Raw genomic sequence first — 22,698 nt, forward strand, 5'->3', positions numbered from 1 at the left:
TCACAACCCACTCCTTCACTGACATGCCCCCGGCCATCGATAAAAGCCGGGGACAGTAGCTGGTTCTGTGGCCTGACGGCCACTCGGAGGTGGGTCAAAATTAATGGCCAGTAGTGGGTCATTTTAATTGGCCATTAACAGGTGTTTTCTTGTCTTTCTTCACAAAGACGTGAAGCACCATAATGGCTCCACCGTCTTGGTAGCAGAAAAACCCTCTCCCGATGCCTTCCTTTGCCTTTGCCCGGATCTCAAAAAGCCCGTTACCCATAGGCTTCGTGTGTGGCTCGCCCAGGTTGGCGCCATGCTTTTCAATCATTTCCAGGATTCGGATCATCCGGGCCTGGATCTTTTCCGGCATTTCTAGAATGTCGGCTTCCACATCTCCGTAAAAATTTATGTCCCATGCCATCGCTCAACTTCCCATCTCTTGAAGGTATCATATATGATAACAGAGGATTCTATAAATACCAAAAAAGCATAAGGACAGCCTTTTTTATGCGCATAAAAATTATGAATAACAACCCAGCTGCTGCCGGCAAGAACCTAAGCGGGCTTGCAATTTCCCTGCATTGTAGCGGTGATATCATCGCCGAAGTTGGTGACTGGTTTCATTGAACCACAACAGATAACTCGGGTGGCCACGAGCACCTGAGTAGCGGTTTTGATAGGTTGTCCAAAGCGGGCCCGCAGTTGGTTGTCTACACTGAAAACATAAAATTAATGCCAAGCTACGCAACGTCATATTACAAGGAAGCCCGCTCATGGATCACGAACCAGAGATTAGAAAACGGCAGTTTGGACGTCTAGATCCCGAAGTCGGCGGAGTTTTTTTCTGGCTTTTGTTCCCAGGCTTTTGGTTCGGATACGCTTATTCGATCAAGCTCGGTTTGATCATGTTCTTTGCCTCAATCTGCATGCTATGGATTCATTATCTGGTATCAGGCATTACCCAACGTCTTGATAGAATCATTGAGCACCTCCCTGATAAACGCCGCTAAGGCAACGAGTTGAGCATAGTTTGTCTAAGAGGATTTCCGGAACTTCTTGGAGTTTAGGCTGACTCTTCTCTCCAAGTATGTGCGATGCGCATAATCTGAGGTTATGGTGAACGCCTCAGTCCTCCATTATTGCTTTGACAGCATCCAGTACAGGCTCCGGATCCAGGCCACGAACCAGCCAGGCGCGAGGACTCAAACGTCCGGTATCGATGTCTAGATCAACGTGTGGTGTGACCATAAATCGCGCCAGGACAAAGGCGTTTACCTGCGGGGGAGCCGCGGCCAAGAGATCGGACATATGAGGAATGAGCCCGGACTCGCTGAATTGCCACTGCGGAAATTTCAACGTCCCCGGATGGACCTCGAACACAGCTAATGATGGTGGGACTTCGCGTGCTTTGTTCGCCACCTCTTCTGACGAAAGGCCGAGCCATGAGGCCACGGCAGCGGTATCGTAAGCCTCAGTAACGAACGCGCGACATTCTTTGATGAGCGCTTCCAAACTCTCGCGGAGACATTGCCGATCCTCGGGTGAATCATCCAGCCCACGAGCTCCGCCACGCCGGAGAATGGCAATCTCAGTGTCCGACAGGCCATGGCCGGTTGAGCGCGAAGCCCCAATCAAATGGTCAACCTGGCTTTCCAGGTGCTCTGGTAGGGCTTTCCGAATATACGCTTTGGAGATGCCCACCTGGACCAGAAGCTGGATATCCTCTGCGGTAATATCGACCATACGGTTTCCAGTTCGCATCATTCGCCCCGAAGCCGTTCATTGCCCAGTTTTCGTTTTGCCCAGCGCTCCAGGTCATCGGCAAAATAATATCCCACTCCCCCGATCACCAACATCGACACGAAGAACGCCGAATAACCGATGAAGCCTGCAAAAAGATTCATAACCGCCCTTCCTTTTTCAGCCGGTAGCCTCGCCGTCCACTTCATGATCCTACGCAGCTTTAAGATATTTCTCACATTGATTCTTCATCGACAATGATAACCTTTTCCCCGAGTCATTTGGTCAGGATGACCGGGACTCAACGCCGGCACGGATGCCAGGCAAACGCGACACCTGCCCAGTGGTGTGACGCGCCGGGGAGAGGCCTGGCACCAATCCTATCTCAGCCTGCCTTCTTTTCAGATGACTTTCCCCAGTTCGTCGAAGAATGTTTGGGTTGCGCCTACAAGTATCGATGAATAGACTTCACGGCCTTTCATCATAATCAAACAGAGTCAGAGCGCGGACCGGATAGTCATCTCTGTAATTTCCATGGATTGGCTTATCTTCTGTGGGGGTATATGGGTGCGAAGCTGATTGCAGATACGTTGGCGCTCTGTGGCATGTTTACACCTAAGGGGACATTTCTTCATTTTTGTTAGTGCTTTCAAATCCCTACCGATTTGCGTTTATGGATTGGCGGCTCTGTTCAGTATTTCGGCCAATGCTGTTGTCGTAAAGAAGTCCAACAGCGGCTTGTGCCACCCGCCCCGAAGCGGCTGGTACGAGCGGACCAAGAACTATACGGCTTTCGATACTCTTGAAGCTTGCCTGGAGTCAGGTGGGGAGTTGCCAAAGGGTGTGACCCAGACTTCACCGAATGGCTCTCAGGATCCGTCAGGAGGGTACAAACGTTCAGCGTTTGGGCATGGCTGGGATGACGCTGATGGTGATTGCCAGGACAGCCGTGCAGAGGCGTTGATTGCTCAATCTACCACCAAGGTTAGGTTTGCAGGCGAGAGTCGCTGCAGGGCCCTCACAGGCCGCTGGATCAGCCCCTTCACAGGAAAGGTTATCCAGAACAGCAGCGACATCGACATCGACCATGTCGTGCCACTGAAATGGGCTTGGGATCAGGGAGCCAGTGACTGGGCCAGGGAGAAGCGCGAGCAGTTCGCCAATGACCCGGTGAATCTGTGGCCAGTCGAGGCGGGCTTTTCGAAAGACCAACATCGAATAGGAAAAGCATTGCTTTTGTAGTCGGATCGGCAAAGTATGCAAAGACCATTCAAGTGCCGGTGGCAATGTGACAGTTTGCGTAGAGAAGCAAGTCGATTATCAGTTTAACGGTCACCGTTTTGAGCCCTTCTGGCTTATCCTCAATGAGCGGCGCAAACCACCGCTTCTCCCGCTTATGTTCACTACGTTTCTAGCTCGATTCAGCGCTGTTTTTGAAATCCGAGAATTATCCGACGGAACGTTGCATGGGCGCACTAGCAAGCTATATGAGTTGGTTGAACGAGAAGTGTCCGATGCGACGATACGAGCCTATGTCTACGTTTTGGCTCAGTTTCTGGGCTACCTGGAAGAATGTCGGCTGAATCATCAAACGGCGGGACTGCATGCCTCTTCGTCCTGTAGTGAGCGATTCGTGAATCATTACCTCAATGAGGTGCTTTCAAACCGTCTTAAATCGGCGCAATCCCTCCAGACCCATCTATCAGCACTCACCGCTTATTATAACTTTCTGCATTACATGGAATTTTCTCCACGCCTGGCGCTGCGCGTTTATCGACGGACCCGGCAAGCCATGGCGGAACGGAACACCAAACAACATTACATCCACTACGTTCCGAGACACGCGCGTCTCACATTGCTGAATCATTGTGAAACGCTGGCTGAAAAACTCATGATGAGAATGGGGTTCGAGGTGGGCCTCAGGACGGCGGAGTTACAGGGTCTGCGCACACCCGCCTTGAGTCCTCTATTCAAACAGTTGGACGACCGAGCATACGACCACGTCGAGCAGTTTGGCTACTGGCTGGAGGGTCGCTATGCCAAAAACAGCAAGAGTGGTTGGGTGTATTTTGACAGAGAGTTGCTTTCCGATATGAGGCGGTACTTTAGTACCGAACGCCAGTGGCTGATTGACGAAAGCGGAGGTGCGGATGAAAGCTTTTTTCTCAGAACGGATCCGCGATTTCTCGGTACGGGCATCAGCGAGTGGCACGCCTCCCGACGGTTTCGACAGAGGGCTGGTGAGGCTGGTTTGCACCCCAATCTGAGTTTTCACGATCTGCGCCATACCTTCGCAACTGAACTGTTTCATGAAGAACTCACGGGGCCTGACGGCCGGGAAACACGCTCGGAATCGGCAGCGCTTATTGTTGTTGCCCAGCGACTCCGGCACACCATCGGGCGAAACGGTCATGCCTCATCGGTCACAACTCGGTACATCCGCATGAGACTCCAAATGTTAGAACTGGAGGGTGGGAGGTGAGTGAAAAGTTGGACGGAGTGGCTGAGCTGGCGCATGCAGCGGACGATATGGCTAAAGCATTCGATCAAACGCTGCCGGAACAACCCACATATACATCGATTAAGCCCACTCGAATCACATACAACACCCAGGCTGGTACCACTCAGATCATAGCATTGGCCCGGGAAAACAAATTTCACGAAGCCATTTTCCAGGGGGCCTCCGCCACATTTCAATCAGACTGGTTTCATGGCCTTACAGAGACATCGCGACGAGCTTATTCGGACGCCATACGACGATTCATAGATTGGGTGAATGAAACGGGTTACGAAAGCAGGGATATCAATCGTTACGATTGCCTGAAGGCCTACGAAGCGTATTGCATGAATCAGCAGGGCCAGAAGCGCAGCCCGTTAGAATTCTTAACCGCAGTTATGAACAGGGCCCTGGCTAGCCCCGGCCTGACTGACGAGGATTTCGGCTATCTAAAGACACTACTGAAGGTGTCAAAGCCTTCAAAAGGAGGGGATGCTAAGCCATATACCCTTACGGACTGGTTCAATCTGCCCTGGCTGCGATCTGTTCTCGGTGAGCAAAAACACCTTCAACTGGAAAGCCCAAGCAGATTGTTTTTGAGCTTTCGGGTGACGATTGCCGAGACTCTACTTCATCTGCTGGACGTCCGGGCGGAATGGCAGCAACACCCCATCACAACGTTTGAAGAACCTGCTTGCGGGAAGAACTGGTTTCGTAAATGGAACTACAAGGTATTAAGGCGTTTTGGTTCGTTTGATTCCGCAGGGCAGCCGCGAGACGTATGGACAGAACTGCTGTGGCTGGATTTGGTCCGCCCCTCTGACCGAGGGTCTATCAAAACGCTGTTATCTCAGAGCGGCATTGAAAGCTTGGCCTCTATGCCTCGGGTCTGCGGCCAACGTATTCGGTCCTGGGCTCGGTCTCCCACCATTTATCATCCGGATTATCAACACGCTTACTCCCCTCTTGAGGAGCGCCTGATGGCTTGGCTGGTTGCCTGTGAAGCGGTGCAGCCAACCGATATTCCCAAACTGAAAACAACGGACTACGCACTCGAATTCAATCAATCCGGTCGCCTGATTGCGATGGAGTGTTGTTACTACAAGGGCCGCGCCAGCTCGACTCGGCAACCAGCGATTCTGATGGCGTCCGATTGCTGGACAAAAGCCCAATATCGCTACTTAACAGGTTTGCCGGTCTCTAGCCCTGTTTTCCAATTCAACGTTATGTCAGAAAAAGCGATGCCGGACATTAGAGAAGGTTTCGCGCAGAAAGGAGATATCTCTTTCTTGTGGCGAATCTGGCAATTGCCTCGCGTCCAGCGGCGGATTGACGCAGCTTTAAGGCGTGCCGGTGCCAGTTCGATTTTTCTGGACGCCGTGTTGGCGCTGAATCAGGGCAGCGAGCCCGTGGGCATTTTCGCAAAGATACCCGGAAATAATATAGGGACGTACCGTGAGTCGGTCGCGCGCCCGCTTCCTCAGCACATATTTTCTCTCACGCATGTGAAGACCACTGCCGTCCATGCGGGGTCGGATCGTTACCGTGACGGTGACCTGATCAACCACCACTCGCACACTTCGGCAACCGAAAAGCATGCTTATCTGACCGACGCCAATAAGGATTTCGTCAACCGTGCAGGTCGGGTCACCCGCCTGGTTCTGAACGATCTTCAGAATGTTGTCTACCAACCATCCGTCTCCGCGATGGCGGCAGCGGTGAACGATCTGGAGTTGAGCACTCGCGTGGTGGAGGCCACCGGTTCAGAGGACGTTCGAGTTCATTCGATAGATCAGTCGATCGAACGGGTCCAAAACGACGATGTCATCCTCGTTCCTGACACAGTGGAGCAGGCGCTGCTATTTATTCATACGATCGCCGAAGCCGAGGCTCGGCTACCGCAAATGCTCGCAGTCCGGCCCGATTGGGTCGAGCGCACGCTGTTGATCCGCGTTGAATGGATGACGCGCAATCTGGCCCGTATGCGTTCTGCTGCTGAGGCCCAGAAACAATATGCCAACCTCAAGCCCCATCTACCCAATTTGTTTGATTACCTCCTGGAGACTGTGGAATGACCGCAACGTTAGCACGTCGGCATCGGAACCCAGGGGATCTCAATGAATTGCAGGCACGTCTCAACGCTTTGCCTGGTAACCGGAGTAATCAATTCACTGAGAACGTATGGCAATTCATCAACCTGAGGGGAAAATGTTACACAGTCGACTTTGACACTGTTTTGGCACTGTCTGAGGTCTATCCAGACTGGGTGCGGGAACAGGGCATTGATCCCGTCTCGCTCTCCAAAGGGATCTGGCTGTCCCTCGCCGAATCGACGACCGTCAACAGCTACACAAGAAGACTGAAAGGACTGAGGCTATGGATGGTCGCCTTGGCGCGAAGAAACCTGGCCCGCCTCACCCGCGAAAACAGCCGAGAGGTGTTGGCCTTCATGCTAACGAACAATTGGAGAGGGGGACGCCCCTCGCCGCTGAAAGCCGTGCGCAGTCAAATGGACATGACGTTTCTCATGCCCCTTCAAGCGCTGAAAGACGCCACTTCGGAGTTGGGCCTCGACTGGATTTCTCGGGATGTGACGGAAACTCATGTCAGGAAGCAGTTCAAGGAGCTGATCCCTGAACTGACGGATAATGACCTGACCTACCAGGATTGGAAAAAAGGCCAATCCTTTAACCTGCTTACATTGGATCATGGAAGATACTATGTGGAGCACTGTCTCAATTTTTTTGAGGAGCACGCCGCGCTTGCCTGCGCCCTCAGTCAAACACTGCAAGACTTTGCGACGATTGCCACGGATCTGGGCGTGAGCCAGACATCTGTCAGGGCTCATATCTCCCGGGTCCTTGAGGGGCGACCGGTCACCGAGATATGGCCAAGTTCGCCAGCATTGGGGCAGCGGATGCAGACAGCTGTTGTGGATTACTTCTTGGAAGCTCACCGCCAGGCGCGTTTCGAACATCACGTCCTGAAAGAAAACGTGCTAGAGCAGGTTGCCGAGGCTTTCGGGCTTATGCCCTCACCGGAGACCGTAGACCGCCTGCGGGTTATCATCTGGGATTGGCTGCGCCGGGAGGATATCGAGGAAACGCAGTACCTTCTGGGGGAATGTCCGAGGCCGGTGCCTTGGCACTTGTTCCTGCAAAATCTCGATGCCATGAAACAACGCTGTGACCAAAGTGGCTCTTTTGTGCCCACGGTGGCATTTTTTAAATCCTTTGGCCTCGAAGGAACAGTATACGAGGGCGGAAAAAAGACGAAAGGCGGCTACAGTCTGCCTCGCCAATTCATTGAACTGGTCGCGTCGGCTGGCTTAGTCGGTGTGGTGGCGTTGACCGGATGGCGAGCAAGCGAGTTCGGGTTTTCCTATTCTGACATCCAGCGCAACCGAAACGTGGACAAGCTGGATCAGTATGCCTTCCCGCATCGCTATCAGGTAGATTGGTACGTTTATAAGACATCCGGACGAGTTCGACAGTTACGGGAAGTTACTTTCAGTGCAGTTGCTATCGCTGAGCGCCTGGGGCGTATGCATGGCTCTGACAATGACCGGCCATGTTTGTATGGAACATTCAATAAAAAAATCGCCTCTCAGTCTGAAGAGTCAGTGCTCAGAGCCGTCAGTGGCCTGTGGCCGCACTACGTCCAGCACTATACTGGTTTTGAACTGGTCGATAACTGGGAGTCGTGGCAAGATTTGGCGCAAGTTGAAGCATCCGGCGATTCGCTGACGATGGGTCAGTACCGGGAAAGGGAACGGCTTTTGGTATTGCGCTCCGCCGACGAATGGAACGAACTCACAATAGACGGGAATTTACGAGAGGCGCATCGCCGAACCCGTGAAGAATGGCCTCGGCTGGCTTTCTTTTTCCAGAAATCTGTCGGCGACAAGAAAGACTGGGTGAACCAATACCGTAACGGTACCCTGCGGCCAGACTGGCGGGCTTTGCTTGACACTCACCTGTCGGATGAAACACGGAATTGGCTTGCCTCGCTCAGTGACGTCGAGTGCCGATCGGGGGAAACATCCAAAAGGATCCACAGCGAAGCGCTGGGCGAAGCACTGTATCCAAGCCCCCACGCGTTCCGCCACATGTGGGCAGAGGCGATTTACCGACGGTTTGATGGTGATGCAGGCTGGATGATCCGCAGCCAGTTTAAACACATCAGTCGAACCATGTGGCTGGCTTACATCCGCGATAAAGACAACCGCGCAGGCCACCAACTGGTTAAGATCCGCGTCATTAACTCGTTTGTCCACAACTACATTAAAAATCACGGCAAAGGCTACGCCGGTGAAATGAACAAGTTACTGCGCCGCCTCCTCCGACAGACCCGCGTCCAGAGCCCGGAGCAACAGCTGGAATTGGCCGATCAACTGGCAACCATAGAGGTTGAAAACATCAAAGCGAATCCCTGGGGGTATTGTTTGCTGATGCGGCGGACCCGGTATAGGGCCAGATGTGCCGAACAGGGTGAACCGATGCGTCACAATGCGTCCCCGGAGTTGTGCCTGGGGTGCGTCCATAATCTGATGCAGACGACCAATGTTGAGTGGACGCTTTTTCAAATTGCGTCACATGTTGAGGTTCTGAACAACCCGGTCGTCCCGGACATTTTCAAACAGCCTTCGTTCGAGCTGGTGCGCAATGTCACACGTCACGTCCGGACGCTCAACGCCCGCCACGAGGCACTACCTGAGCTTGAATACGTGTTAACCAGTTACAAGTCGAGGGCTGTGTAATGGTGATGGAGTATCTAAGAAAGCGTGCGGAGGCAGGGGCCAACAAAGGGCTCGAAGATCGTCCAGACTGGGTGTCCGACAGAAACGCCAGTGCTGCCGCCTGGCAGTGTGTTGAGGATATGAAACGAGAGAAGGCCCTCTACATTCGGCGTCACCGCACGCCTACGGATTTTCTCGTGAAGAAAACTTATCAAATCAAGGGCTCAGAAGTCGCCGCGGCACTCGGCATGAATCGCGCAACGCTCATGAATACGTCGAGTTATTCACCCCATTTCAGGCAGTACCTCGATGCAATAAACGCAAATCTGGAGGACGCCAAAAGCGCGAAATTGAAGCAGGCTGAACATCCCACAGCCGCCGGAGTCAGAAAAAGCCGGAAGGATGACCTCCTTAACCTGGTCAGAGAGTTGCGCGCTGAAAACGAAACATTGAAGTCTTTGGCAGCAGAGCCGTTGGATGAAATCTACGCGGGATTGCCTCTGCCCATAAAAAAGAAGTTGGGGATCTCATGATCATTTATGGACCTCAGAAGTCGAAACTGAGGCCTTTTGTGGTAGTGGCTGACATGGGGTCGGCACGAGGGAAGTCCAAGACAAGCCCATTCGGTCATCACATCCAGCCATCAAACCCTCACATTGTCCATTTTATGGATTTCATTGACTACCAAGACAAATCCAGTTCAGGACAAAGTTCGTAAGTGCAAATAACTTTACGGTATACATCTAGTTTTTTTATTGCTACATAATTTAAGGACGCATGCCTCATGCCGCTAAAACACGTTTTCGGGAACCTTGCCGTTGGTAAAAAACTGGCAGGCAGCTTTGCTGTTCTCCTCATCCTGCTGGCCATCGTCTCTGCCGTCGGGATTCTGTCACTCAATGACTATAATCGCGGCGTTTTGATACTAAAGTACGCCAACGCCTCAGAAATTGCGTTGCTGGAGGCAGAGCGGGCCGAGAAGAACTTCACAATCACACAGGACACGAAATACATCCAGCGCGCGATCAAGTACCTCGATGAGGCTAAAGCGGCTGTGACACCCCTGATTGATATGCAAGACACTGGCAGCGAAGACAGGCAGCAGGCAGAACAGATCCTGGACGGTGTTCGGTCTTATGAGGAATTGCTCAAACAGTATGAAACCAGCATCTCCGGTCCGGCAGACATTGCCCGATCTCTGGAAAAGCAGACGTACTCTGTTGCAGGCAGTACCATCGACTCGATGGAGGATCTGAAACAGGGCGAGGAGACAGAATTACAGGACATATACGACCTTGCTGTTGCTGAAGTCATTATCGTGACAGTGATTGCCCTCCTCTTAGCGATCGTTCTTGCGTGGACCCTGACCCGATCCATTACCCGACCAATCAATGAGGCAGTCAGCATCGCCAACAAGGTAGCTTCGGGCGACCTGACGGTGAACGTTCAAAGTGAGCGAGGCGATGAATTCGGTCAGTTGCTCGCAGCCTTTGGCACGATGATCACCAACCTCAGAGAACTGATTCGTGAAATCGAAAGCGGTGCATCCGGCATAGCTTCATCCTCCGAAGAGCTTTCCACGGTAACCAACCAGACCAGCCAGGGTGTGGCAGAACAACAAGCCCAGACCGACCAGGTGGCCACTGCGATGAATGAGATGGTTGCGACGGTCAATGATGTGGCAAAAAGTGCGGAAGCGGCCTTTGAGGCCGCCAATCACGCCAGCGAGAAGTCCGGCAATGGTGAAAAGGCCGTCCGGGAAACCCTGGAACTGGTCGCAAACCTGAATACACAAAGCGCCAACGTGATGGAACAGCTCAACGGTCTGCAAACTGAAACCAACAACATTGCAACTGTGCTGGACGTGATCAAGTCGGTTGCCGACCAGACCAACCTGCTGGCACTGAACGCCGCTATAGAGGCCGCCCGTGCTGGCGAGCACGGGCGAGGTTTCTCGGTGGTGGCCGACGAGGTGCGGTCACTGGCTCAACGCACCCAAAGCTCCGCCGCCGAGATTGAAACCCTGATCAGCAACCTGGTTAGCAGTGCCGAAACGTCGGTTTCCAGTATGGAGACTGGCAATAAACTCGCGGAACAGACACTTGAGCGAGCGCAACTGGCCGGTACGGTCATTCAGGAAATGGCGCAAGCGGTTGAAGAGATCCGACAGTACAACAGTCAGATTGCAACGGCGGCTGAAGAGCAAAGCTCCGTGGCCGAAGAGATCAATCAGAATGTCGTCTCGATCCGCGATGTGGGTGATCAGTCTGCCGCTTCTACCGAGCAGGTTTCAGCTGCCAGTGAAGAGCTGGCGCGGCTTGCTGAGGGGCTGAATAGCCAGGTTGCCCGGTTTAAGGTGTGATCCAGAGGGAAAGTAACGCGGAGGTCCCGCTCTGCATCGGGCCGGGTCTTCGTGAGATGCACTTGAGTATTACTGCAAGGAAACTGGCTGTCACGGGTGTGCCCTTTTTGAGGTGACTTTCCAGAAAGTTTGGGGGCGGTTGGTGGCATCGATGCTGTTCAAACGCAAAGAGTGAGAAACGTTGTGGATATGCCCAACTTCGATGAACTCAAGGATCTGGCCCAGCGGGATCCGGAAGCCTTTGAGAAATTGCGTGAGGAGTTGATTGATGACTCGATTTGCAGCAGTTCGAAACGCCTCCAGCGCCGGCTGCGTGGGCTTCAGTTTACGATTGAGGCCCGTCGGCGGGTAGCGCGAAGCCCCATGAAGGCACTGCTGGACCTTCAGGGCATGATGTACGACTCGGTGCTCAGTCTCCAACAGGTGGTACGTCGCAAGAAAGAGCCCTCTGAGTCAACAGTTCGGAAAAACAACGGTGTTCTGCCTTTTCGGACCTCTAATTCCTCAAAGGATTAGAGGTTGGTGATTTTCGTGTGACATTAACAGCCCTGAAGCCTTAGGTCCGGAATTATGAAACCACTTGATGAAACCGCCCGTCTCAATGAGTTGTCGTCTCTCAACATTCTGGACACGCCCCCGGAAGAGCGGTTTGATCGCCATACACGCCTGGCCTCAGTCGTGTTCGATGTTCCCACCGCCTTCATTACGTTCATTGACCATGAGCGGGTATGGTTTAAATCCAAAATCGGAACCGACGTTCCTGAAGTAAAACGGACAGACAGCATATGTCAGTACACTCTTGGGCGGGGTTTTCTTGAGATTGAGGATACCTTTGAGGATGAGTTTTTCAGAAGTCATCCAGCGGCCAAGGGCTCACCGCCAATACGCTTTTACGCGGCCTCGGTTCTGCACGGCCCGAATGGTCAGCCCGTAGGAACCCTGTGCCTGGTGGACTACATACCCCGGTCTCTCAGTAAAAATCAACGAGACCAGCTTGAAGCGCTTGCTCGACTTGTGGAGTTGGAAATCGATCGCGACAGGGCGCTGAAGACCGACTGGCAGATTCTTCGGGATTCCACTTTGCGGGATTCGTTTACCGGCCTGCCTGGCGAAAGGCTACTGGAGGAAAATCTGGAAGGCTTCATAACAGCGGCGGAGGCTGAGCAGAGCCAGTTGGCCATCCTGCACTTGCATATAGAGAACTTTGAAGCAATCGCAAGCCTGAGCGGAGGTGATGGTTGGAATTACGTGGTGCAAGTGTTTGTCGATCGACTTGTAACGCACAAAGAAAGCATATTGGGGTCAGGAAGGGTGGCTCCTGACCGCCTTGCTCTGGTCGTGCCTTTCGACTCAAGACAATCGACGTCGACAATGGCACAGCGGATTATGGGCATAATGACCGAACCCGTTGAATTTGCCGGTCGCGATTTGCGCCCTGAAATCAGTATTGGTATCAGTGTTTATCCAGTTGACGGTAGGGAGGCTCGACTTCTGATAGATCGTGCGCAGCGAGCCTGTAAGTTATCCACCGCCCAGATTGATTTCTATGACCCCAGCGGGGAGGCCAGTGCAAGGCGCAGCCATCTGATCCGGAACCGCCTCGGTACAGCTTTGACAAATGGCCAGGTCACCCTGAACTACCAACCAATCTGGTCCGCGGATGGCACCCGTGTAATAAAGTTTGAAGCATTGGCTCGCTGGCAGGATGAGGAGTTGGGTGTCGTTAGCCCAGGCGAGTTTGTACCCATAGCCGAAAAGCATGTCAGGCTTTCCCACCAGTTAACTTACTACGTATTGCGGCTGGCCTGTCTGGAGGCACGGACGTGGAAAACAGATCCCCGGCACGAACCGATTCGCGTCGCGGTCAATATTCCTGCTGCGGGATTTTATCATCCAGAGTTCGCACAATCAGTCTTGAGTCTGCTCCGTGAGGTTGACCTGGCTCCCTCCCGCTTGACGTTGGAGTTGACCGAGGAAAGCTTGATCCAGAATATCGACCAAACCCTTCTTACGATGCGGGAATTATCGAGCCAAGGCGTAAGACTGGCGCTTGACGACTTCGGGACCGGGTATTCATCCATGAATCATCTTAGCCAATTGCCCGTGGATACCCTCAAAATCGATAAGAGCATCGTTGATGGACTGCCCGATAACAGGAAAAGCCTGGAAATTTTGTCCGGCTTCATTCGCATTGCTCATGCCATGGAACTAACGGTCGTTGCGGAAGGTGTGGAGCACGAAGTGCAGCGCCAGCTATTGGCCAAACTTGATTGCGATATGATTCAAGGCTATTTGCTAGGCCGGCCGATTACGGCATGCAAAGTGCCTGAATTACTGACCAGTACAATCACAGACCGGGGCCAAGCCTAGAAAATGAATTTAAAAAGGGGTGGAAATAAGTGAGCAATACAATGAGCAGTGTTGATCAACGGACCCAGTTGGCGGGCGAAAACCGCTTGGAACTCCTGATTTTCAAGCTTGGATTCAATGATCAGTTTTTTGGAATCAATGTATTCAAAGTTCGAGAGGTTATTCCCTGCCCGAAACTCACTGATGTCCCTCATGTAGGATCGCATGTCATTGGCATCATGAATGTACGTGGTGAAACCATCCCCGTCATCGACATGGAGACTGCCACTGGAGTAGCTGGTGGTTTGCGTCAGGCTGCCCTGGATATCCAGAACGATGCGGTCTCCGAGGATGCGACCAGACCGTTGCTCATTGTGAGCGAATACAATCAGAAAATTCAGGCCTTCCTGGTGAAGAGCGTCGATCGCATCGTGAATCGTAGCTGGACGGAGATAATCCCACCTCCTAACGGTCTTCCCGGTGGGCACTATCTGACCGCGACCACCCAGTTGGATGACACCATTGTGGGCATTCTTGATGTCGAAAGGGTATTGGCTGAGCTTGCGCCCGATATGGGCGGCAATCTATCTGAAACGGTATCCGAGAAAAGCCGACAGTGGACAAGCGAGGGTAAGGAGTTTTATCCGATACTGGTTGTTGATGACTCTTCAGTAGCACGCCGACAACTGACTCGTGTTCTTACCGACATGGGACTAAAAGTAGAAACCTTTAATGACGGTGAGCAGGCCTACCTTCATCTGGAGCAAATCATCGCTGAAGGGAAGTCGCTTGCGGATGTTTATCAGGCCATTATTTCAGACATTGAAATGCCAAGGATGGATGGTTACACGTTTGTCTCGAATGTGAAGGCTAATCCAGCCATGTCTGGTATCCCCGTTGTTTTGCACAGCTCGCTTACTGGTGTTTTCAACAAATCCCTGGTGGAAAAAGTCGGAGCCGATGGCTTCCTTGAGAAGTTTGATCCCGATAAGCTTGCGAACTTTGTGATGGAGACTGTTGGATCGACCAAAGCCATTGGGTGACGGTGTTCTGGTTCAGGGCGTGGACTACCATTGTTTTAAGACGCCCATAGGCGTGTCTGATGCTGCCGAGAGATCATCTTCTTTACAGAGCTGTACCTACACTGGTTATTAGGCTTGGTTGCGGTAATGGGCACTGAGCCTTTGGACGGGCAGTGCGTCTCCACTACAATTATCGGTTCGGTTTCGGGGATCAGTCTTTCCCGGTGGTATGGTTACCTGGCACGGGCATTTCTTGTTATCGACACTGTTTGCGCCAACTATGCACTGTCAATCGTATCTGCCTTCCTCCGCCGATGACAACACGACACGTTGGTTTTGCTGCGGCAACCGCTTCTTGGACACTTGCATTTCAGCCCTGTGGGGAAGAGCCGGAGATAGCTCCTTTGGCCTTTCTTCGTGACGTAGGGATGTACATACTGGAACAATTAGGATGATCATTGGAGCAAGCGATTTGCTCCAATGTGCGGGTATCAATCTTGCCAAACTACAATGAAAAATCCCTCAGCGATGATTATAGCCCTGTCTCTAACGTCACCGGCAGGACGTCAGAGTATGTGGGGCGGTTGCTCGTAGGTGACGATGAACCGTGGTTACTCAGCAGTTTGTGCTCGATATTGCGTGACAAGGGGTTTGAGGTCGACGGTGCCAAGGATGGCGACGCCGTCTGTCAGCAATTTCGAGAGAATGCCTACGATCTGATATTGCTGGATATCCGCATGCCTGGAAAGAGCGGTTTAGAGATCATGGCTTGGTTGAGAGAAACCGGCATTGACGCTCAGGTCATCATTATCAGCGGGCATTCCGACTACCGCATCGTCAGGCAAGCATTCAAGCTGGGTGCCTGCGATTATCTAAGAAAACCCTACGATGTGGATAAATTAATCCGGGTTGTCGTTGGCACGGTTTTGGAGCGACGGCAGGGACATTCACAGGCGGCTGGGGGGTGGACTAACCCGTTAACAGGCGAGTTTTTTAAGCACACACTTGATCATCTTCCGGAACTGGTTTTTTTACTGGATGAGCGCAAGCGCATCAACTACCTGAATCATTATGCCGAGAACCTCTTAGGATTGCCGGCGGAGGATCTGATTGGCCAATCGTTCTCTCAGCTCGTCCATGAGGGTGACATCTCAAAACTTACACAGTTATTTGGTAAGAACGAGGCAAGAGAGCCAATAACCCAAGAGATCCAGTTGAAAACAAATAATGGTGTTATTGGTTACCTTGACTGCGACGTTACTGTGGTACCTTCGCCTGAGGCGAGCATCGCGCTCACTTATTGGCAGCACCCCCCAGTGAGACCTCTTTTCTTAGGTATTGCGCGAGACATCACGGAACGCAAACGGACGCTGGCATTGATGGAGTTTCGTGCTTCTCACGATATTCTGACCGGGCTACCGAATCGGAGCCTATTTATGGACCGACTTACATTGGGTGTCAGTCAGGCAAAGCGGAATAGGCAGAAGCTTGCAGTGCTTTTTATTGACCTGAATGATTTCAAAGCGGTAAATGATACATACGGGCATGGGGTTGGCGATCAGCTGTTGCAAAAAGTCGCCGTCAGTCTGACACATTGTCTGCGAGAGGGGGATACTCTGGCCCGTTATGCCGGTGATGAGTTTACGGTTCTGTTACCCTCGCTCGCCGAAAAAAAGGACGCCGCAACGGTCGCACGCAAACTCCTGGACTCGCTCGAAGCCCCTTTTCAATTTGACGGGGCCGACCTGCGTGTATCCATGGGAACCAGCATCGGGATTGCAATCTTCCCCGATGACGGGACTGAGGCGGAAACGCTGGTAGAACGGGCGGACATGGCCATGTATTCCGTGAAACAGAGGAAAAAGAACGACTTTAATTTTTTCGGCTAGCGTACCTCCAAGTCCTCAATCAAGTCCGGAATAAGAGGGAATTTCTTGGGCTGCACACGCAGAAAACGTTGCCCGAAAAATATTGCTTGTAAGAAATTAAATTCTCAGATATTCAGACGTTTCCAGAAAGGATCGCAACAAATTTCAGTTATTCCTGCTTCGTATAACTAAGTTTGAATCGCAGCAAAGGCGCCAAGGGCCCGAAAGAATGGTTGCCACCGTCAGCCCAGTGCGGTTATGTGGCGAGATTTCTCCGCGTTGTGCAGCAGTACGGTCTCAAACCCTCGCCGCCGGAAGCCAGTTGGATTAAGTCTTTCCTGGATAGCTGCCGCAGCTGACCGCCTGCTAAAATGATACATGTGGTGTTGGCTACTGCGAGCTAAGAGGGTCTTATGAAAAAGAAAACGTTCACTGAGCAAGAACTGTTGGCAGGCCTTGATGCTGAGTCGGCCCATGCCGACGAACTAGCCACGATGCTACCGCAGGAACTGACCCCATTGGAGCGGCTGAAAGGCTCCGTCATACGCTATGAGCGGCCACTCGACCCCGTCTGGGATGAATATTTTGACTCAGACGAGGGTGTTTCCGAAGATTTCATGGAAGATCGAGAGTAGGCTCCGAAGGGGCGTGAGTAATAATGCCGGCAGCTATCAGATCTCGCTTCACGCATGGCTCTGGCTGCTCCGCAAGGTGTCTATTATCAGCCCGCTCGTGACGACGCATTTGCAGAAATCGTCACACGCTTTTCCGGTGATGAACATTGTAAAGATCACGATGAATTAAAAGGTTGGGCGCAAGCAGGTCAATCAACCTGACCCTCCTCCACGTAATGCTCTAAACCTATCGGTTCTGCTTGCTCCCATTCCAGCAACTCCGGGGGCATGGGCGAATCGGGGTGCATTGAGCAATTAATATTCTTGGAACCATAAGTTGGCCGCTTTCATTGGGAAAGCGGACCTTTTTACCGAGCGTTTACCTAATCCTGATTATCGTCCGCTGTGTCATCGGTTAGCACGGGATCGAGAATAATTTTGTTGTCTTCGAGTGATACATGTAGCTTTTGCCCAATTCCAATGCCCAGCGCCAGCAGTATGTCCTCTGGCACCTCAACCACTAGGTCCTCACCGTCTCTTAGAATTTTTGTTGTTGCCATCTTATCGATCTCATTTTTATCGACCCCTGTTAATTCAACCATAGTTTGGCAGAAGATGGTCTGAAAGGCTGCTTGGTTTCAGGAAACTGTTCGATACATTGGGGAGGCACCTTGACGACAGAGGAACAGTCCATTCATGAAGACATTCAGCCTCATTGGGAAAGCGGACCTTTTTACCGCGACATGAGCCATTGAGAACAGAGCGGCCAATTTATGGTAACAATCGGCGGCCACTTTATGGGTTCAATACCAACTAACTCGGCGAGCTTGTATGGAGGGTTACCCTTCGGACATGAAGCTCGCCTCTATCTCAAAGTTGAGAAGTCAGAGATACCTCAGCTAAAGTCGCCTGCGTCGATCTTGGCGAGAACCTGATAAACTCGCCTGCATCCTTCAGGTGTTCTAAGCAGCTCGCTGGGGATATCTCCGCCTAGCGCCTTTACCGGGCGTTCTAACCATTTCAGAGCGATCTCTCGATATTCAAACACAGCCTCGGCCATCTTTTGCACCGTTACCGCGGTAATCTCGGGCGTGTTGGCTTTTCTTTCAGACATACACCTAAACCTATCTCAAATGACTGCGTTGTTCGAGCACCTCCGGGAGTTTTACGTGCTATGGGCGAAAAGGGCGAGAACCTCATTCCAGTAATGGTTACTAATACGAAGATCAATCTCCTCTTCATCCGGAGTCTCTCTGGATCGACCAGAAACTTCAACTGACGTTTGCCCATCCAGATCCAGGGTGAGAGCAAAGTTGTCGTCCTGGTAGAACTTCATTGCTTTCGATTTTTTGGTACCCCGAGTCTCCGAATCCGGGACGAATGAAACAACTTTTTCCCCGGGAAGATCTTCTCCGATCCTGCGAGCAAATTCCGCTAAATTTGGTTCGGCCAACACGTAAAGCCAAGCACTTGTATCTGCCGGATCTGTTGGCTGTCGCCTGAGAATCCGGCCGAGAACCTGCCGAAAATGCAGTTCGGTTCGGATTCGACTGAGGTGACAGCAAACCTGAAGTCTCGGAATGTCAGTGCCTTCGCTGATCATCCCAACCGAGATGATCCAGCGATCAGACGACGTCTTGAAATTAGAGATAATGCGCTGCGCTTCGGGCGTCTGATAGGTGACGATGATTGGATGCTCCCCAGCCAACGCAAGTCGCCTCGCTATTTGTTCAGCGTGTGCCACAGATGCTGCGACAACAAGCCCCCCTGCCATGGGCGTATGTTCGCGTATGCTCGTCAATCTTGCTGATGCCTCAGAAAGAATCTGGTCAATGACTTCGTCTCTGAACAAGAAATCCGGATAGCTGATGTGCTCATTCTTGAGAGACTCGCTGATACTGGCGAACGTTTTACATCCGAACTCGGCCGACTTCAGGCTGATCTCGCGATTGTCTGTAAGAACGATCTTCGGTGCCCGGCATACGCCGTCCAAAACAGCCTGTCGCAGACCGTACTCATAGTCGCAGGAAATCTGTCCATTCGATTTTATATACTGAGAGAGAACGATTGGGCTGTCGTCAGTACGCCACGGAGTGCCCGAGAGAGCCATTGTGTAACGTGCTTTTCCCTGAATCCTATCCAAGATGGTTCGTCCCCAGCTATTGCCAATCGGTGAGCTCTCCCAAACGACGCCTGAGCAATGATGTATTTCGTCGAGAACCACCAGGACGCGATGTTCGCGCAATACCTGCCATAACTCTTCGGGCAGGGTGTCCATGGATTGGTAGGTATAAGATCCCCCTGCTGCTCCGATCTGACCATTGAAACTCCGTCCAAGAATTTGACTGAACGTTAAAGCCGCGCCATGGGCAACGGCACGAGATGGAGAGAAGCACACGACAAAATCGATCTTGTCGTGCTGGAAGAGGGCCTTGGCAACCGACGCCACCATCACCGTTTTACCAGCGGCCGGTGTTGCGTGACAAAGGAAATGCGACTGGTTCTGAAAGACTGACAGAGCTTTCTCACTGCATTCAACCTGCCATTTGCGGAGTCGGATCATGCATTGTGTCCAATATCTGCCAGCACTGTTTCCACTGCACGTAGCTGGCCCAGCGCCTTCGTACTTCGGTCGCGAGACTCAAGATATTGCGTCCTGACCGTTTTTTGAAGCGCCGGATATTTTTTGAGTAGGCGCTGATACTCCTCTGCCTCACCGATACTTGTCATCAGTTCTACCTTTCGCTTCGAAAGCTCTTCCTGCAACCCTTTAAGTGTCGCTGGGTCCATTGAGGATTCGTTTTCTTGCTCTGGTTGCGCAAAAGGGGAACGTTTGATCGTCAGAGCAATCCCGGGAGGCGCGCCTCGGTAGACGAACTTGCAGCCTCTTCCTGTTTCCCCTTTATGCCTCTCCAAGAGGCCGGCTTTCAGCAGGCGACGTAGTTCCCTGTCGATGCGTTTGCGAATCGAGTTGTGATCGAGATTATCCCGGTCGGATGACTGGGCAACGTAAAGGTCTCGAATCGAAGTGGTTGAAAAGGGATTATTCTCTGGCTCCTCCATGAGCGAAAGCAGGATGGGATCGACGCGAACTTGCTTTATTTCGTTCATGGGAGAGTCCTAATTTGGGCTGAGTGTCGATCGGGGCGATTTAATAAAATGGGTAGTATATGCCGTGGCTCCCTATGCCTCAAGAAAGCATAGTCTTGTCTTTTATGAGGACAAGAAATGCGATCGTTGGTTTGTAAGGCGTTTGGACAAAACCTTCGCTCAGTTCGCCAATTGAAAGGATTCTCTCAAGAGGGTCTGGCGCGTCTAGCCGAGATAGATAGAAGTTATTTAGGAAAAGTCGAAAGGGGGGAGGTCAATATCACCATTGAAAGAATTTACCTACTTGCAGAATGCCTACAGTGCTCGCCAAAATCGTTGGTACTCGATGTTGATCAGCTGGAGGAATAACTCTTCCCCTCTGACAGGATAGTTGGTACAACTTGTTTACAGCTCAAAATCAGTGTAATCATCGAGAACATCCTGTTTCGTCATCCCCAGATAGTGGAGGGTTGCAGTAGAGGATTTTTGGTTCATCAATTTTTTGATCGTTTCGATTGGCGCGCCTGCCTTATACATCTGGTAGACAAAGGTTTTTCTCATGCTATGAGGGCCAAGAGGAATATTAACCATTTCGCCAATTTCTTTGAACTTTCTGGCCACTACAGATCGGTTTATCGGTTTGTTGGTGGGTGCTCTATTGGACTGTGCTTGGAAGAGGTAAATGTCATCGGGGTAGGCTTGCTGGCGAGCTTTGACGACCTCCTGGGCTGGCCGGTTAAGAGAAACACGGTAGTGGCAATTGTGCCTTAATTTCAGGATCTTAACGGTGAGAGCGTCAGGTGTCAGATCGCCCGTCTTGATTGAAAGTAGGTCGGAAATCCGAAGCCCGGTATTCACCCCAAGGACCCAAATATCCCTGTATATTTCTCCGCCATGCTCTTTTAAAAGGTTGGTGATGGTCTTGATATCCTCTATGGATTTGACTATGCCTACTTCGTTCATCGCTTTTGCCTCTAGGTCACACAATTGTAATCTACTTACATTATGTGACCTAGAGACAGTAGTCAAGGTCGGATTTGTGAGTCAGGTTTTGGCATACTTTTGACTCCTCACTCTTTGCCCAATCCATGACCTGCTGTTCAAAATCGACTGCTGGCGCGTTTTTCCATTCTTGGGTGATGAGGCCAGCATACGTTCTGACTGTAGTGGTTCAATGATTCCGGACACCAACGTAGGTGGTAATATCGCCACCATAAACGAGGTGTCTGATGACCAGAAAGCGACGTTCTTTTTCTCCTGAGTTCAAACAGGAAGCAGCCAGCTTGGTGCTGGATCAAGGTTACACGATTCCCCAGGCGAGCGTGTCTCTGGGAATTGGTGAAAGTGCTATCCGGCGCTGGGTTAACCAATTGACCGAGGAGCGTGACGGTGTCACCCCGAAGGGCAAGGCGTTAACCCCGGAGCAGCGCCGTATTCAGGAGCTGGAAGCCCGCTGCAAGCGCCTTGAACAGGAGAAAGACATACTAAAAAAGGCTACCGCTCTCTTGATGTCGGACGACATGAATCGTACGCGCTGATAGACCAGTTGAGTGAGCGAATACCTGTTGAAATGGTCTGCAATGCGTTTGATATCAGTCGTTCTAGTTACTACGAATACCGCCAACGGCGGAACCGTGTGGATGTTGAGCGTCTGGCCCTGAAGGTCCAGGTAAACCGGCTGTTCACGAAGAGCCGCAGCTCTGCCGGCAGCCGGACAATAAAGGGCTTACTCAGCGAAGAAGGCATTGTCGTCGGGCGCTTCAAGGTTCGACGTCTGATGAGCGAGTTGGGGCTGATCTGTAAGCAGCCAGGCCCTCACGCTTACAAGCAGGCCACGGTCGAACGACCGGATATCCCGAACCACCTGGCCCGCGAGTTCACGGTAGACCGGCCCAATCAGGCTTGGTGTGGTGACATCACCTACGTCTGGAGCGGCCAGCGGTGGAGTTATCTGGCTGTCGTGCTGGATCTGTATGCTCGCCGCGTTGTTGGTTGGGCGTTGTCATCCAGTCCGGATGCAGATCTGGTCGTCAAAGCTCTGGACCACGCCTGGGAACTGCGCGGTCACCCAGAGAAAGTTATGTTCCATTCGGACCAGGGAAGCCAGTATGCAAGCCGTAAGTTCCGTCAGAGACTATGGCGCTATCGAATGACACAAAGCATGAGCCGACGTGGCAACTGCTGGGACAACGCACCGATGGAGAGGCTGTTCAGGAGCCTGAAATCTGAGTGGATACCGGCCTTGGGATATCGGAACCTGCCTGAGGCCAAAAAAGATGTTGGTGGCTATCTGATGGACTACTACAACCGGCAACGACCTCACACGTTCAACGGTGGTATTTCTCCCGTTGCCGCTGAGGAAAACCTTAAAATACTGTCCGGGATTAGTTGACCACTACAGACTACCAAAGTGGCACTATGATGCTGTAG

Annotated in this window: 22 protein-coding genes; 14 read left to right on the forward strand and 8 right to left on the reverse strand. The window is 51.9% G+C overall.

Annotated elements, in window-relative coordinates:
- Positions 1–118 precede the first annotated feature (118 nt).
- A complete protein-coding gene (locus ABJM11_RS00115) occupies positions 119–379 on the reverse strand; it encodes a type II toxin-antitoxin system RelE/ParE family toxin (RefSeq protein WP_348296544.1) in 261 nt (86 codons plus the stop codon).
- Between the two features lie 382 nt (positions 380–761).
- On the opposite strand from ABJM11_RS00115, the gene ABJM11_RS00120 reads away from it, so the two are divergent.
- Positions 762–998, forward strand: coding sequence for a hypothetical protein (locus ABJM11_RS00120; RefSeq protein ID WP_348296545.1), 237 nt, complete (start codon positions 762–764; stop codon positions 996–998).
- A gap of 115 nt (positions 999–1,113) precedes the next feature.
- Here ABJM11_RS00120 and ABJM11_RS00125 read toward each other — a convergent pair whose 3' ends face one another.
- Both ABJM11_RS00125 and ABJM11_RS00130 read right to left on the reverse strand, forming a co-directional pair.
- Complete coding sequence (locus ABJM11_RS00125; protein ID WP_348296546.1) at positions 1,114–1,731, reverse strand: hypothetical protein; 618 nt, start codon at positions 1,729–1,731, stop codon at positions 1,114–1,116.
- A gap of 17 nt (positions 1,732–1,748) precedes the next feature.
- The gene (locus tag ABJM11_RS00130; RefSeq protein WP_348296547.1) at positions 1,749–1,892 is read right to left on the reverse strand and encodes a hypothetical protein; all 144 of its coding nucleotides are present in this window, start codon (positions 1,890–1,892) and stop codon (positions 1,749–1,751) included.
- A 679-nt stretch (positions 1,893–2,571) separates the two neighbouring features.
- On the opposite strand from ABJM11_RS00130, the gene ABJM11_RS00135 reads away from it, so the two are divergent.
- From ABJM11_RS00135 to ABJM11_RS00185, 11 genes are all read left to right on the forward strand, one after another.
- On the forward strand, positions 2,572–2,970 hold the full coding sequence (locus ABJM11_RS00135) for an HNH endonuclease family protein (protein WP_348296548.1): 399 nt from the start codon (positions 2,572–2,574) through the stop codon (positions 2,968–2,970).
- Between the two features lie 46 nt (positions 2,971–3,016).
- A complete protein-coding gene (locus ABJM11_RS00140) occupies positions 3,017–4,210 on the forward strand; it encodes a tyrosine-type recombinase/integrase (protein ID WP_348296549.1) in 1,194 nt (397 codons plus the stop codon).
- Complete coding sequence (locus ABJM11_RS00145) at positions 4,207–6,300, forward strand: hypothetical protein (RefSeq protein ID WP_348296550.1); 2,094 nt, start codon at positions 4,207–4,209, stop codon at positions 6,298–6,300. Before ABJM11_RS00140 ends, ABJM11_RS00145 begins: the two co-directional genes overlap by 4 nt.
- Positions 6,297–8,984 (forward strand): hypothetical protein, encoded by a 2,688-nt coding sequence (locus tag ABJM11_RS00150; RefSeq protein ID WP_348296551.1) that lies wholly within the window; start codon positions 6,297–6,299, stop codon positions 8,982–8,984. Before ABJM11_RS00145 ends, ABJM11_RS00150 begins: the two co-directional genes overlap by 4 nt.
- Positions 8,984–9,496, forward strand: coding sequence for a hypothetical protein (locus ABJM11_RS00155; RefSeq protein ID WP_348296552.1), 513 nt, complete (start codon positions 8,984–8,986; stop codon positions 9,494–9,496). The genes ABJM11_RS00150 and ABJM11_RS00155 overlap by 1 nt, the downstream gene beginning before the upstream one ends.
- Positions 9,497–9,747: 251 nt before the next feature.
- Positions 9,748–11,325, forward strand: coding sequence for a methyl-accepting chemotaxis protein (locus ABJM11_RS00160; RefSeq protein WP_348296553.1), 1,578 nt, complete (start codon positions 9,748–9,750; stop codon positions 11,323–11,325).
- A gap of 189 nt (positions 11,326–11,514) precedes the next feature.
- The gene (locus tag ABJM11_RS00165) at positions 11,515–11,841 is read left to right on the forward strand and encodes a DUF3135 domain-containing protein (protein WP_348296611.1); all 327 of its coding nucleotides are present in this window, start codon (positions 11,515–11,517) and stop codon (positions 11,839–11,841) included.
- Positions 11,842–11,895: 54 nt separating this feature from the next.
- The gene (locus ABJM11_RS00170; protein ID WP_348296554.1) at positions 11,896–13,695 is read left to right on the forward strand and encodes a sensor domain-containing phosphodiesterase; all 1,800 of its coding nucleotides are present in this window, start codon (positions 11,896–11,898) and stop codon (positions 13,693–13,695) included.
- Positions 13,696–13,724: 29 nt separating this feature from the next.
- A complete protein-coding gene (locus tag ABJM11_RS00175) occupies positions 13,725–14,717 on the forward strand; it encodes a chemotaxis protein (protein ID WP_348296555.1) in 993 nt (330 codons plus the stop codon).
- A gap of 437 nt (positions 14,718–15,154) precedes the next feature.
- Complete coding sequence (locus ABJM11_RS00180; RefSeq protein ID WP_348296556.1) at positions 15,155–16,585, forward strand: diguanylate cyclase domain-containing protein; 1,431 nt, start codon at positions 15,155–15,157, stop codon at positions 16,583–16,585.
- Positions 16,586–16,977: 392 nt separating this feature from the next.
- Positions 16,978–17,199: a hypothetical protein gene (locus ABJM11_RS00185; RefSeq protein ID WP_348296557.1), complete on the forward strand. Its 222-nt coding sequence runs from the start codon at positions 16,978–16,980 to the stop codon at positions 17,197–17,199.
- Between the two features lie 362 nt (positions 17,200–17,561).
- Here ABJM11_RS00185 and ABJM11_RS00190 read toward each other — a convergent pair whose 3' ends face one another.
- From ABJM11_RS00190 to ABJM11_RS00205, 4 genes are all read right to left on the reverse strand, one after another.
- Complete coding sequence (locus ABJM11_RS00190; protein WP_348300449.1) at positions 17,562–17,780, reverse strand: hypothetical protein; 219 nt, start codon at positions 17,778–17,780, stop codon at positions 17,562–17,564.
- A gap of 293 nt (positions 17,781–18,073) precedes the next feature.
- Positions 18,074–18,292, reverse strand: a complete 219-nt coding sequence (locus ABJM11_RS00195) for an MbcA/ParS/Xre antitoxin family protein (RefSeq protein WP_348296559.1) — start codon at positions 18,290–18,292, stop codon at positions 18,074–18,076.
- A gap of 51 nt (positions 18,293–18,343) precedes the next feature.
- A complete protein-coding gene (locus ABJM11_RS00200) occupies positions 18,344–19,741 on the reverse strand; it encodes a DEAD/DEAH box helicase family protein (RefSeq protein WP_348296560.1) in 1,398 nt (465 codons plus the stop codon).
- Positions 19,738–20,289, reverse strand: a complete 552-nt coding sequence (locus ABJM11_RS00205) for a hypothetical protein (RefSeq protein ID WP_348296561.1) — start codon at positions 20,287–20,289, stop codon at positions 19,738–19,740. Before ABJM11_RS00205 ends, ABJM11_RS00200 begins: the two co-directional genes overlap by 4 nt.
- Before the next feature lie 117 nt (positions 20,290–20,406).
- On the opposite strand from ABJM11_RS00205, the gene ABJM11_RS00210 reads away from it, so the two are divergent.
- Complete coding sequence (locus ABJM11_RS00210) at positions 20,407–20,637, forward strand: helix-turn-helix transcriptional regulator (RefSeq protein WP_348296562.1); 231 nt, start codon at positions 20,407–20,409, stop codon at positions 20,635–20,637.
- Between the two features lie 36 nt (positions 20,638–20,673).
- Here ABJM11_RS00210 and ABJM11_RS00215 read toward each other — a convergent pair whose 3' ends face one another.
- Positions 20,674–21,231 carry a tyrosine-type recombinase/integrase gene (locus tag ABJM11_RS00215; protein WP_348296563.1) on the reverse strand — a complete coding sequence of 186 codons (558 nt, stop codon included), beginning with the start codon at positions 21,229–21,231 and terminating at the stop codon, positions 20,674–20,676.
- A 266-nt stretch (positions 21,232–21,497) separates the two neighbouring features.
- Between ABJM11_RS00215 and ABJM11_RS00220 the strand changes: the two genes are divergently transcribed.
- A protein-coding gene (locus ABJM11_RS00220; RefSeq protein ID WP_348296564.1) for an IS3 family transposase occupies positions 21,498–22,660 on the forward strand; the annotation gives its coding sequence in 2 pieces (ribosomal slippage) (positions 21,498–21,753 and positions 21,753–22,660; 1,164 coding nt in all).
- The last annotated feature ends 38 nt before the right edge of the window (positions 22,661–22,698 follow it).

Source organism: Marinobacter sp. (assembly GCF_039977835.1).
GTDB lineage: Bacteria > Pseudomonadota > Gammaproteobacteria > Pseudomonadales > Oleiphilaceae > Marinobacter.

What these genes read in the sequence shown, in the direction of transcription:
- ABJM11_RS00120 (WP_348296545.1), top strand. Translation starts at nt 762, where the DNA reads ATGGATCACGAACCAGAGATTAGAAAACGGCAGTTTGGACGTCTAGAT.
- ABJM11_RS00125 (WP_348296546.1), bottom strand. Translation starts at nt 1,731, where the DNA reads ATGGTCGATATTACCGCAGAGGATATCCAGCTTCTGGTCCAGGTGGGC.
- ABJM11_RS00130 (WP_348296547.1), bottom strand. Translation starts at nt 1,892, where the DNA reads ATGAATCTTTTTGCAGGCTTCATCGGTTATTCGGCGTTCTTCGTGTCG.
- ABJM11_RS00150 (WP_348296551.1), top strand. Translation starts at nt 6,297, where the DNA reads ATGACCGCAACGTTAGCACGTCGGCATCGGAACCCAGGGGATCTCAAT.
- ABJM11_RS00155 (WP_348296552.1), top strand. Translation starts at nt 8,984, where the DNA reads ATGGTGATGGAGTATCTAAGAAAGCGTGCGGAGGCAGGGGCCAACAAA.
- ABJM11_RS00160 (WP_348296553.1), top strand. Translation starts at nt 9,748, where the DNA reads ATGCCGCTAAAACACGTTTTCGGGAACCTTGCCGTTGGTAAAAAACTG.
- ABJM11_RS00165 (WP_348296611.1), top strand. Translation starts at nt 11,515, where the DNA reads ATGCCCAACTTCGATGAACTCAAGGATCTGGCCCAGCGGGATCCGGAA.
- ABJM11_RS00170 (WP_348296554.1), top strand. Translation starts at nt 11,896, where the DNA reads ATGAAACCACTTGATGAAACCGCCCGTCTCAATGAGTTGTCGTCTCTC.
- ABJM11_RS00185 (WP_348296557.1), top strand. Translation starts at nt 16,978, where the DNA reads ATGAAAAAGAAAACGTTCACTGAGCAAGAACTGTTGGCAGGCCTTGAT.
- ABJM11_RS00190 (WP_348300449.1), bottom strand. Translation starts at nt 17,780, where the DNA reads ATGGTTGAATTAACAGGGGTCGATAAAAATGAGATCGATAAGATGGCA.
- ABJM11_RS00195 (WP_348296559.1), bottom strand. Translation starts at nt 18,292, where the DNA reads ATGTCTGAAAGAAAAGCCAACACGCCCGAGATTACCGCGGTAACGGTG.
- ABJM11_RS00200 (WP_348296560.1), bottom strand. Translation starts at nt 19,741, where the DNA reads ATGATCCGACTCCGCAAATGGCAGGTTGAATGCAGTGAGAAAGCTCTG.
- ABJM11_RS00205 (WP_348296561.1), bottom strand. Translation starts at nt 20,289, where the DNA reads ATGAACGAAATAAAGCAAGTTCGCGTCGATCCCATCCTGCTTTCGCTC.
- ABJM11_RS00210 (WP_348296562.1), top strand. Translation starts at nt 20,407, where the DNA reads ATGCGATCGTTGGTTTGTAAGGCGTTTGGACAAAACCTTCGCTCAGTT.
- ABJM11_RS00215 (WP_348296563.1), bottom strand. Translation starts at nt 21,231, where the DNA reads ATGAACGAAGTAGGCATAGTCAAATCCATAGAGGATATCAAGACCATC.